The following is a 9,516-nucleotide window of genomic DNA, read 5'->3' on the forward strand; positions in this document are numbered from 1 at the left end:
CGCGTACACCACGACCGGACTTGCCAGGGTCAGCGACAACCACTGCCAGTTGGTGAACTGCAGCGCCGGGACCATGGCCATGGCGATGACCGGGACGGACAGGACGACCGCCGTGATCAGCCGCTGCCGCAGCGGCGCGAGCTCGTCCGGCTCCGCAGCCGGTTCGCCGTCGCCCACCTCGACGACAGGCACGGCGGCGGAGTAGCCGGTCTGCTCGACGGCGCCGATCAGGTCGGCCACCTCGACGTCACCATGGAAGGTGACCCTGGCCTTCTCGGTCGCGTAGTTGACCGTGGCCTCGACGCCGTCCATGCGGTTGAGCTTCTTCTCGATGCGAGCAGCGCACGACGCGCAGGTCATGCCCCCGATCACCAATTCGACTTCGGTCGCGCTCGCGCTCGCGCCAGGTATCGCGGTGCTCATCTCAGCTCCTCGAGATTGCGTGGTGCTCTATGGGAAAGCGTGCCCGGGCCGCTCAGGAGCGGCCCTGGCAGGGCATGTCAGTGGGCGGCCGAGGCCGCGGAGCGCCCGGCCAGCTCGTAACCGGCGTCATCCACCGCGTCGCGGATCAGGGCGTCATCCGGTTCGCCGTCGGAGGTGACGGTGACCAGGCCGGTGGCGACGTCGACCTTCACGGCGGTGACGCCGTCGAGGGTGGAGAGGGCCGAGCCGACGGCCTTCTCGCAGTGGCCGCAGGTCATGCCGGTGACCGAGTACACGGTCGTGATGCCGGCGGCCTGCGTCCCCTCGGTCTCGCTGGTGGAGCAGTGGCCCTCAGGGCTGCAGCACGACATGGGGTCCTCCAGGTGGAACAGGTCGCTTCTTCATACCCCTAGGGGGTATATCTCACCATCCTGTATACCCCCAGGTGGTATTTGATGCAAGGGAGGGCATGCGGAATAGAAGCGACTGCTGTTCCCCTACGATGGGCCTGTGACCGGCCTCTATCAGCCCGTGCGGTATCCGCAGCCCAGGCTGCGGCTGTCTGCGCTGCTCGTCTTCGGGCTGCTGGTAGGGCTGGTCGGCATGCACGGCCTGGCACCCGCCGGAATGCCGATGCCCGAGCACCAGATGTCGGCCGGTGCCGATCACGGTGTCGTCGTGGCGTCTGTACACGACAGCTGCAGCTCGGGTGGGCATGGCGGTGACGGTCAGCCCCACCACGCCGACCCGACGTGCGCCTCTGCCTCGGTGGCCGGTGCGCCCGCGCTACCTGCCCTGATCCCCTCTCCGGTGTGTGCTGCCGACGAGGCTCAGGTGCGTCTCGCGTCCGTACCGGACGTCCCCGAGGGTGGGCGCGCACCGCCATCGCTGGCCGAACTCCAACTCCTGCGGATATAGGCAAACGCCTTCCGCGCCGCGTGCCCTGAGAGGGCCGGCGCGGAGCAAGCGCACGCCTTTCATCCCACTCCCAGGAGTTCACATCATGACTTCACGACGTTCCCTGATCCGTCGCAGTGCCCTTGTCGCGGCTGCCGGTGCGACCGCCCTCGTGCTGGCTGCCTGTAGCAGTAGCAGCGGCAGCGGGCACGACATGTCTTCAATGCAGTCGAAGTCGACCCCGTCAGCGAGTGCCTCGGCCTCGGCCGGCGCGCACAACGCCCAGGACGTGGCGTTCGCCCAGCAGATGATCACGCACCACCGTCAGGCCATCGAGATGGCCGATCTGGCCGCCACCCGCGCTTCCTCCAGCGAGGTCAAGTCCCTCGCCACGACGATCAAGGGCGCGCAGGACCCCGAGATCAAGACCATGTCCGGCTGGCTCACCTCCTGGGGGGCAGCCGTCCCCCAGGACATGAAGGGCATGGACATGTCCTCCGGCATGCCCGGGGCGATGAGCACGGCCGACATGACCAAGCTCGACAAGGCCTCCGGCACCATGTTCGACACCATGTTTCTGCAGATGATGGTCCAACATCACCAGGGCGCGGTCACCATGGCCAAGACCGAGCAGAGCAAGGGCGAGTACGGCCCCGTCAAGACACTCGCCGCCTCGATCATCACGGCCCAGACCGCCGAAATCAACCAGATGAACGCCCTGCTCAAGAAGTAGTACGCACCCGCGTCTGCTCGGGATCGGGGAAGCCGGCTGCGCCGGCTTCCCCGATCAGCAAGACAGCACGGGACGGTACCGGGGCACGTCGACGCCGATGCGGTCGGCGACCGTCTGCCGGAAGTGCGGGCAGGTGGTGAAGTCGTCGTGGTCGCAGTTCAGGGCGCTGCTGATGAGGTCCAGGGATGCCTGGGCGGCGGCGATGCGGCGCTCAAGCGTGACCCTGTGGTCCTCCAGCGTCTGCCGCCGGGAGGCCGGGCTGTCGGCGGCGATCACGGCGTGGATGTCGTCGAGGCTGAGGCCGGCTTCCTTGGCGCGCAGGATGACCGCGACCCGGACGAGGTCATCTGGGCCGTAGCGGCGGCGGCCGTTGATGTCGCGGGCGGGGGTGAGCAGGTGCAGGGACTCCCAGTGGCGCAGGACGTGCGTGGCCAGCCCGAAGCGGTCGGCGAGATCTCCGATTCTCATGGCGTCGCTTGACTTCATGCCGACATTAAGTCGCAGCCTGGCAGGCATGTTCAAGGAAGAGTTCAAGGACGAGACAACACGCCTGATCGCGCTTCTGGATGCCGCCGACCGGCTACGAGGTGCGTCGGAAATGCGGCTCCGTTCATACGAGTTGCTCGGCGCCGCACCCGGACGCTCCATGGTCGATGTCGGCTGCGGAGCCGGACGCGCGGTGGCGGAGATGGCAGGCCAGGGCGCCCGGGCCGTCGGGGTCGACATCCAGGACCAGATGATCGCCGCGGCGCGGGAGCGCTGGCCGCAGGCGGAGTTCGAGGTGGCGGGCGCGTACGAGCTGCCGCTCGCGGACAGGACGCTGGACGGCTACCGGGCAGACAAGGTCTTCCACGAGCTGGACGACCCGGCCCGGGCGCTGGCCGAGGCGCAGCGCGTGCTCACCCCCGGCGGCCGCATCGTGCTCACCGGGCAGGACTGGGACGCCTTCGTCATCGACGCCGACGACGCAGGGCTTACCCGCACCATCGTCCACGCCCGTGCCGATCTTCTCCCCTCCCCGCGTGCCGCCCGCCATTACCGCAACCTCTTGCTCGACTGCGGATTCGAAGACGTGGGCGTAGAAGCGGCGATGGCCGTAGTCACCGACCCAGCAGTGCTGCCGATGCTGGTCGGCTTGGCCGAAGGGGCCCGCTCCGCCGGTGCGGTGAGTGGCCCGGACGCCGAGGCGTGGGTCGCGGAGCAGCGAGAGCGCGCCCGGGCGGGGCGGCTGTTCCTCGCGGTACCGCTGTTCGTCGCCTCGGCGACCAAGCCCTGAGCCGCCTGCGGGCCGTCAGTGCGCGAAGACCGGCCCCTGGTCAGGATCCGATCGCGGGCCTCTCTTCGTGGGTCGATGTGGTCGTGGGGGTGGCACAGCTCGAGTCCGCAGGGCAGGACGGCGATCGTGGGCGCGGGCACCAGGTGCGCGCCGGTGTGGGCGGCGGTGTCGAGGCCGTACGCGAGTGAGGCGGTGACGATGCGTCCGGCCCGGGCCAGGTCGCGCGCGATCAGGGCGCCCCGGCCGAGGACCACGCCGCCCCGGACTTCGACCCGGACGACTACCGCGACGAAGGCCCCCTGGGGCGAGGAACCGCGCGAATACTTCTACGACGAGCGCGCGAGCGCCTGAGGGACCTACCCGCTTCGGCTAGCAAGAGCTAGCATGGTGGGCATGTCCGCCAAGACCCAGCTAAACGTCCGGCTCGATCCGGACCTCGCCACCGCCGCGCGCCAGGCCGCCGACCTCCGGCACCTATCCCTGCAGGAGTACATCGAGCAACTGGTGCGCGACGACACGGACCCGGTGAAGGCCGCGTTCATGGACTCCGCGCAACAGGTGGTCGATGAACTCGGAACTTTCATCGAGGAACGAGCCAGTGCGCCTAGTCATTGATCTCAGCTGGATCCTAGAGGTCGCCCGCCGCGCGGGTGAGGACGATCCGGCTCCGGAAGACTTCGGCGTGCCCCTGGCTGCCGTGGAGCGCCACAAGGCGGTGCTGTTCGAGCGTGACGTGTACGACGGGCCGGTGCCTCGCGCGGCGGCGCTGGCGCACACCCTGGGCTGCTTGACGTGGCTGGAGCGGTCGAACATGACTGTCGCGGTCGCGGTGACCGTGGCGTATCTGCAAGCGTCCGGCCGCGCGGTGAAGCCGGGCCGGGATGAGGTGGGCGCCCTGGTCGCCGAGCTGCGGCGTGACGGCTGTACGACGCAGAGCGTCGCCGCGGTGCTGCGCTCCTGGCCGGCCTGACCTTACGGTCTCGGGGGAAATTGAGCTTCGGGCATGCTGGCCTGGCGGATCGGCTAGTGGGTGATCAGCGGACGTTGTCGCGGACGAGGACGAGTTCGTTGCTCATCTGGCGGTGGGTGGCCCGCTGTGCGGATCGGTCGGAGACGAGTGAGGCGATCGCGAGATGGGTCTCGGCGTAGGTATCGCGGCGTCCGGTGAATCGCCGCAGGGGTGCCCACTGGCGGAGCTCGGCGTTGGTGTGCTCCACACAGATCCTCGCCGAGGACTGCCGCCGCCGTGCCTCGCGCCAGGCGTGCTTGTCACCGTCGCACGCCTCGTCCTTGGGCTTCTTCGGCGGGGCGCTGACCTGGCCGGGAAACTCCTTGGCCAGCCCGAGGTAGCCGGAATCGACCTTCGCCTTCACGCCGGGACGGGTACGGAACTGCTCGGCGATGCCCTCGGTGCGCACGGCAGTCTGATCGTGCATCCGGCCCGGGCGGACCAGGCCGGACAGCAGCAGGCGACCCTGGCCGTCGCTGAACGTGGTGGTCTTGATGGTGTTCTGCTTGCGTTTTCCGGAGACGAACGCCCGGCGCCCGGGGCGGTCGGCCTGCGGGCGGCGGACCGGGGTCTCGGCCCCGTCTAGCCGCAACTCAACGCCCTCCGCCTCGGCATAGGCGAAGACGTCCTCCAGCGTCTTCAGCCGCAGGCCGGGCCGGTCGGGCACGGCGAAACCACGGGCCGCCAGCAGCGGGCGGACCTGGCGGATGGCCGCGGAGACGGTGGAGCGATCCACCTCGAAGAGCTCGGCGAGCACCCCGTGCGGCAACTGATGGCGCAGATGGACCAGGGTGACCAGCAGCCGATCGAGGAAGACCAGCTTGAGCTTTCGGCCGGCACCCTCCGCCCGCCGACGCTCCCCGCCCCGGGACTCGCGGAGCGCGGACTGCCGCGCGGCCTCCCACGCGTTGGCGAGCTCGGCGAACAACTCGCCGAAGTGTGCGCGTGAGACACCGGACAGGGCAGGATGGGAACAGGCCGCACGGGCCCAGGTCAGCTTCACAACTCACCCAACCCGTGTGGCCTTTCTCATGTCACGGCCCGACTGGGACGATCACCATGTCCGCCGAGGCCGTAAAGCTACTCGGCCTGAATCGCGTCTGCCGGGACCTCGAAGACGATCTCGAGCCCATCGCGCTCGTTCCCCTGCTCGCCGACGCGCGCGAAACCGAAGCCCACGATGGTGGCCAGGGAAGCGTTGTTGTCGGATCTGATAGTGGCCCGCACGGTCCTAACACCGGGTTCGGCAGCGGCCCTGACGAGCAGCGCCCTCAGCATGGCGCGGGCATAGCCCTGGCGGCGGTACCCGTGCACGACGGTGTAGCCGACCTCGACCACGCCGGCCTCGTCCGGCGGCCCGTGGAACCCGGCGTCGCCGACGACGGCCCCGTCCGGCTCGGACACCGCGACCCGCGTGATCCAGGGCGCGGCAGACGGGTCCTTGGCGAGTTGGTCAGCGCGATAGCCGAAGATTGAGCGGGCCCGGTCGCAGACGAAGTATTCGTCAAGGGCGACCCCGGTCTCGGCGCTGCCGCCAGCGAGGTCACCGTCGGCAAGCGCCCGCAGCGCCTTTGCGCTGAGCTCGACGAAGCGGACGCGTTTGGGGATGGGGAGAGGTTCGTTATTCATCGCGGAGATGCTCGCCCAGCACCGGAGGGCTGTCCACCGCTTTACGGCCTCGGCGGACATGGTGATCGTCCCGGTCGGGCCGTGACATGAGAAGAGCCGTACGGACGCCGCGATACCTACGCCGAGACCCATCTCGCGATCGCCTCACTCGTCTCCGACCGATCCGCACAGCGGGCCACCCACCGCCAGATGAGCAACGAACTCGTCCTCGTCCGCGACAACGTCCGCTGATCACCCACTAGCCGATCCGCCAGGCCAGCATGCCCGAAGCTCAATTTCCCCCGAGACCGTTAGCGCACGTACGACCGCGACGACGTCGCCAGCTGACGCCGACGGGGCCCCGCCCAACCCGGGCGGGGCCCCGTGCCTTACTCGGCCTCGGCCGCGGCCTCCTCGCGCGTCTCCCGGTCGCACTGGGGGCACTGGTCGCAGCGGGGCGGGAAGCCGCCCGTTGCCACGACGGCGTGGGTGCCCGGGTGCCAGCAGCTGGTGCAGAACATCGTCCACCACCTGCGGGTTTGCCTGTGGACGGGTCATCAGGGGCGGGGGTCGTTGTAGAACTCGACGGGGACGTCGGTGACGGCGAGGTATCGCTTGGTGGGGTTCTTGCGCCACAGCAGGCGGCGGGCGTTGTCGGCGGCGGTGATGCGGCCGTCCAGTCGCTGGAAGCGCAACACGATGGGTGGGTGGGCGTCGGCCCATCCCAGACGGGTGCGGACTCCGGCGGAGATCCGGGCGGTGATCTCGCGCCCGGTCCGGTGGTCTGACGTGCAGTGCACCAGGACCGTGGGCGTTCCCTGGCTGATGGCGTGGAGTTCGTCGGCGCTGGCGCGGGCCTTCGCGTGGGCGACTGCGGCGGCGGTGATCGCCTCGGGGGTGACGGGCATGTCGGTGCCCCGGAAGCGTGCGGCGGTGGCCTCGATGGCCAGGATGACGCGTTCGGCGTCCTGTACGGCGGCGTCGAGCTGCTTCTCGGCGGCGGAGACGGCGAGGTTGCGGGCGATGCCGGTCAAGTTCCGTGCGGCGGTGGCGGCCTCGTTCGCGTCGAGCTCCGCCGCCTGTCGCGGTAGCCGGCCGCTGCCGATCGCCTCTCACGCTTTCTCGGAGGTGCCCGGTACGATGTGCGCATGTGCTTTTCATCGTGTCTGAGCTGGTGGCGCTCCGTGTAGGAGCGGCCGTCTCTCATGCATGAACCGGGCCGTTCGGACGGACGGCCCTTTTGTGTCCCCTGGATCAGGGGTCGTGTCGTCCTGACGGCGATATTCGACTCACCAGGAGACCTCATGAACACCACCCCCCAGACCGTAGGCCCCGAGGCCCTCGCTTCCGCTTCCTTCACCGACACACTCGGGATGTCCGCCGCGCGGGCGCGCAGTGCGGTGCTGGAAGAGCAGATTCTCAAAGACCCCGGCCAATTCCGGGTGCTGACCGGCGACCGGCCCACCGGACGGCTGCACCTGGGCCACTACTTCGGCACTCTCCACAACCGTGTACGTCTCCAGAATCTCGGCGTGGAGATGTTCGTGATCATCGCGGATTACCAGGTCCTGACCGACCGCGACGTAGCGGACAACCTGACCGGACACGTCGAGGAACTGGTCCTGGACTACCTCGCCATCGGCGTGGACCCGGCACGCAGCACGATCTTCACGCACAGCGCCGTTCCCGCCCTCAACCAGCTGCTGCTGCCCTTCCTCAGCCTGGTCTCCGTCGCCGAGCTCGAGCGTAATCCCACCGTCAAGGATGAGATCGCCCACTCCCGGCAGTCCACCGTCAGCGGCCTGATGTTCACCTACCCCGCCCATCAGGCCGCCGACATCCTCTTCTGCAAGGCCAACCTGGTCCCGGTCGGCAAGGACCAGCTCCCTCACCTGGAACTCACCCGGACCATCGCCCGCCGCTTCAACGACCGCTACGGCACCGGCTCCGCCGTGTTCCCCCAGCCCGATGCCCTGCTGTCGAGCGCGCCTCTCCTGCTCGGCACGGATGGCGGCAAGATGAGCAAGAGCCGGGGCAATGCCATCACCCTGGCCTCCGACGCCGGCGAGACCGCCCGCCTGATCAAGGGGGCCAAGACCGACTCCGAGCGCCACATCACCTACGACCCGGCCAGCCGCCCCGAGGTGTCCTCGCTCCTCCTCCTGGCGGCCCGCTGCCAGAATCGGACACCCGATCAGGTTGCCTCCGACATCGGTGCTGCGGGAGCCGTCGCGCTGAAGAGGATCGTGACTGAGGCGGTCAACGAGTACCTGGCTCCCATCCGGGCCCGCCGAAAGGAGTACGCGCAGGACCGCGCCTACCTCCGGCACATCCTGCGCGAGGGCAACGAACGCGCCACAGCCGTGGCTGACAGCACCCTCGCCGAGGTGCGTGCCGCCATGAACAGCCACGACTGACACCCTGGCGGCCTCCTCGGGAACCCGCTGCACAAACTGCGGCTGGCCGACCGGCCCAGCGGATCTATCAGGCATACGAGTCACTGTGCGTATTCATTAGCTGGGGGATGCATCCCCCAGCAACAGGCCGAAGACCTGGGTGGGGTTGAGCAGTGCGAAGCTGACGGCCTCGCTGGCGGCGTACGCGGCGAAGTTCGGTATGGCGGGGTTTCTCCCGGTGGTGGGTTGGGCGGGCGGGCCGGCGTGGCGCTGCTGTTCCTGGCCGGCCTTTCCGGCTGGGAAGGGCCCGTGTGCGGGCGGGACCGGGCGGCCTGGCTACTGGGGCTCGGTGTCGTCCTCCTGGGACGCGCACAAGCCGCACCGGGCGCCTCGGTGAGCCGGGTCCCTGGGGGTGGGGTCAACGCTCGGCGCGGTGCACGGCCAGGGCCAGCATCCGGACGCGCTCCGGCCAGGTCAGCCGGTACAGGGACGGGGGGCTGACCGTTGACGGTGACCGTCCGGGGGCTTTCGCTCCAACTGCCCTGGGTGTCGTGGCGGATGCGATCGCCCCGTCAGCCCCGCGCTGCTGTCGGTACGCCCGCCGCCGACGCCTGCGCAATCCTCACCAGCCTCTGCGCGGCGGTATCCGGGCGCCTGGTCGCGTTCGTCGACGCGCTTGGATCACAGGCCGCGGCGCCGTGCGCAGGTCCTCGCGGCAGCTACGCGTCGTCACGCACACACGGGCGGGGATGGGGATTCCAGGGCCCGTCGAAGTGGCCCCGCGCGGGCAAAGCGCAGTCAGCGGTGGCCGAGCATCTTGAGCAGGCGGCCGACGGTTCCGGCGCAGCCGCCGAGCTGGCCAAGGCGCGCCGTCTGAACAGGGAACGCGAATAGCCCGGGCCTGTCACGGCGCTGGGGCTATTCGTTGACGTCTTGGTGGGGAATCACTCGAACTCTCTTGATCACGGAGGGCCGCCGACGAAGCCCTGTATGAGCTCGGGTAGTGCCCGGTGACGTGCCGCGGAATGAACCGGTGCGCGAGACGAACGGCTGAGCGTCAGCCCGGCGATGGTTGGGTCACCCAGCGCGGCCGCGCGAAGAACAACTGCTTCAAGCCGTCGGCAGTGCGTCCGCTCTTCGACCACCAACGACAACCAAAAACAGCGCCAGTTCG

At 69.2% G+C, this 9,516-nt stretch carries 13 protein-coding genes and 1 pseudogene; 6 read left to right on the plus strand and 8 right to left on the minus strand.

The features are described 5' to 3' along the window. Together EFK10_RS05265 and EFK10_RS05270 are read right to left on the minus strand one after the other, a co-directional pair. Positions 1-423: cation transporter (locus tag EFK10_RS05265; RefSeq protein WP_164835831.1), on the minus strand; the 423-nt coding region annotated here is incomplete at its 3' end. A 77-nt stretch (positions 424-500) separates the two neighbouring features. Next, positions 501-794 carry a heavy-metal-associated domain-containing protein gene (locus tag EFK10_RS05270; RefSeq protein ID WP_127354603.1) on the minus strand — a complete coding sequence of 98 codons (294 nt, stop codon included), beginning with the start codon at positions 792-794 and terminating at the stop codon, positions 501-503. A 139-nt stretch (positions 795-933) separates the two neighbouring features. On the opposite strand from EFK10_RS05270, the gene EFK10_RS05275 reads away from it, so the two are divergent. Further along, entirely contained in the window at positions 934-1,341 is a 408-nt protein-coding gene (locus EFK10_RS05275) for a DUF6153 family protein (protein ID WP_240677002.1), read from the plus strand. 85 nt (positions 1,342-1,426) lie between these two features. Then, complete coding sequence (locus EFK10_RS05280; RefSeq protein ID WP_127354604.1) at positions 1,427-2,053, plus strand: DUF305 domain-containing protein; 627 nt, start codon at positions 1,427-1,429, stop codon at positions 2,051-2,053. Between the two features lie 54 nt (positions 2,054-2,107). Here EFK10_RS05280 and EFK10_RS05285 read toward each other — a convergent pair whose 3' ends face one another. Next, complete coding sequence (locus tag EFK10_RS05285; RefSeq protein ID WP_127354605.1) at positions 2,108-2,539, minus strand: MerR family transcriptional regulator; 432 nt, start codon at positions 2,537-2,539, stop codon at positions 2,108-2,110. 28 nt (positions 2,540-2,567) lie between these two features. On the opposite strand from EFK10_RS05285, the gene EFK10_RS05290 reads away from it, so the two are divergent. Further along, a complete protein-coding gene (locus EFK10_RS05290) occupies positions 2,568-3,329 on the plus strand; it encodes a methyltransferase domain-containing protein (RefSeq protein WP_127354606.1) in 762 nt (253 codons plus the stop codon). 83 nt (positions 3,330-3,412) lie between these two features. On the opposite strand, the pseudogene EFK10_RS53080 reads toward EFK10_RS05290, so the two are convergent. Further along, positions 3,413-3,583: pseudogene (locus EFK10_RS53080) on the minus strand (DNA-processing protein DprA); the annotation flags it as partial. A gap of 139 nt (positions 3,584-3,722) precedes the next feature. On the opposite strand from EFK10_RS53080, the gene EFK10_RS05300 reads away from it, so the two are divergent. Together EFK10_RS05300 and EFK10_RS05305 are read left to right on the plus strand one after the other, a co-directional pair. Next, a complete protein-coding gene (locus tag EFK10_RS05300) occupies positions 3,723-3,944 on the plus strand; it encodes a hypothetical protein (protein WP_127354608.1) in 222 nt (73 codons plus the stop codon). Continuing rightward, positions 3,928-4,299 carry a fic family toxin-antitoxin system, toxin component gene (locus EFK10_RS05305; protein ID WP_127354609.1) on the plus strand — a complete coding sequence of 124 codons (372 nt, stop codon included), beginning with the start codon at positions 3,928-3,930 and terminating at the stop codon, positions 4,297-4,299. Before EFK10_RS05300 ends, EFK10_RS05305 begins: the two co-directional genes overlap by 17 nt. 64 nt (positions 4,300-4,363) lie before the next feature. Here EFK10_RS05305 and EFK10_RS05310 read toward each other — a convergent pair whose 3' ends face one another. The 4 genes from EFK10_RS05310 to EFK10_RS05325 all read right to left on the minus strand — a co-directional run bounded on the left by EFK10_RS05310 (position 4,364) and on the right by EFK10_RS05325 (position 6,980). Then, on the minus strand, positions 4,364-5,266 hold the full coding sequence (locus EFK10_RS05310) for a transposase family protein (protein WP_164835832.1): 903 nt from the start codon (positions 5,264-5,266) through the stop codon (positions 4,364-4,366). A gap of 152 nt (positions 5,267-5,418) precedes the next feature. Beyond that, the gene (locus tag EFK10_RS05315) at positions 5,419-5,967 is read right to left on the minus strand and encodes a GNAT family N-acetyltransferase (RefSeq protein WP_127354610.1); all 549 of its coding nucleotides are present in this window, start codon (positions 5,965-5,967) and stop codon (positions 5,419-5,421) included. 368 nt (positions 5,968-6,335) lie between these two features. Next, positions 6,336-6,467, minus strand: coding sequence for a hypothetical protein (locus EFK10_RS51875; protein ID WP_265737472.1), 132 nt, complete (start codon positions 6,465-6,467; stop codon positions 6,336-6,338). Between the two features lie 36 nt (positions 6,468-6,503). Beyond that, on the minus strand, positions 6,504-6,980 hold the full coding sequence (locus EFK10_RS05325; RefSeq protein ID WP_127354611.1) for a hypothetical protein: 477 nt from the start codon (positions 6,978-6,980) through the stop codon (positions 6,504-6,506). A gap of 270 nt (positions 6,981-7,250) precedes the next feature. Here EFK10_RS05325 and trpS point away from each other — a divergent pair, with 270 nt between their 5' ends. Beyond that, positions 7,251-8,363, plus strand: a complete 1,113-nt coding sequence (gene trpS / locus EFK10_RS05330; RefSeq protein ID WP_127354612.1) for a tryptophan--tRNA ligase — start codon at positions 7,251-7,253, stop codon at positions 8,361-8,363. The last annotated feature ends 1,153 nt before the right edge of the window (positions 8,364-9,516 follow it).

Source organism: Streptomyces soli (assembly GCF_003999195.1).
In the GTDB taxonomy this organism is placed as follows: domain Bacteria; phylum Actinomycetota; class Actinomycetes; order Streptomycetales; family Streptomycetaceae; genus Actinacidiphila; species Actinacidiphila soli.

Excerpts from the sequence above, each read along its gene's own strand:
- EFK10_RS51875 (WP_265737472.1), bottom strand. The coding sequence starts at position 6,467 with ATGTTCTGCACCAGCTGCTGGCACCCGGGCACCCACGCCGTCGTGGCA.
- EFK10_RS05285 (WP_127354605.1), bottom strand. The coding sequence starts at position 2,539 with ATGAAGTCAAGCGACGCCATGAGAATCGGAGATCTCGCCGACCGCTTC.
- EFK10_RS05300 (WP_127354608.1), top strand. The coding sequence starts at position 3,723 with ATGTCCGCCAAGACCCAGCTAAACGTCCGGCTCGATCCGGACCTCGCC.
- EFK10_RS05290 (WP_127354606.1), top strand. The coding sequence starts at position 2,568 with ATGTTCAAGGAAGAGTTCAAGGACGAGACAACACGCCTGATCGCGCTT.
- EFK10_RS05315 (WP_127354610.1), bottom strand. The coding sequence starts at position 5,967 with ATGAATAACGAACCTCTCCCCATCCCCAAACGCGTCCGCTTCGTCGAG.
- EFK10_RS05270 (WP_127354603.1), bottom strand. The coding sequence starts at position 794 with ATGTCGTGCTGCAGCCCTGAGGGCCACTGCTCCACCAGCGAGACCGAG.
- EFK10_RS05280 (WP_127354604.1), top strand. The coding sequence starts at position 1,427 with ATGACTTCACGACGTTCCCTGATCCGTCGCAGTGCCCTTGTCGCGGCT.
- trpS (WP_127354612.1), top strand. The coding sequence starts at position 7,251 with ATGAACACCACCCCCCAGACCGTAGGCCCCGAGGCCCTCGCTTCCGCT.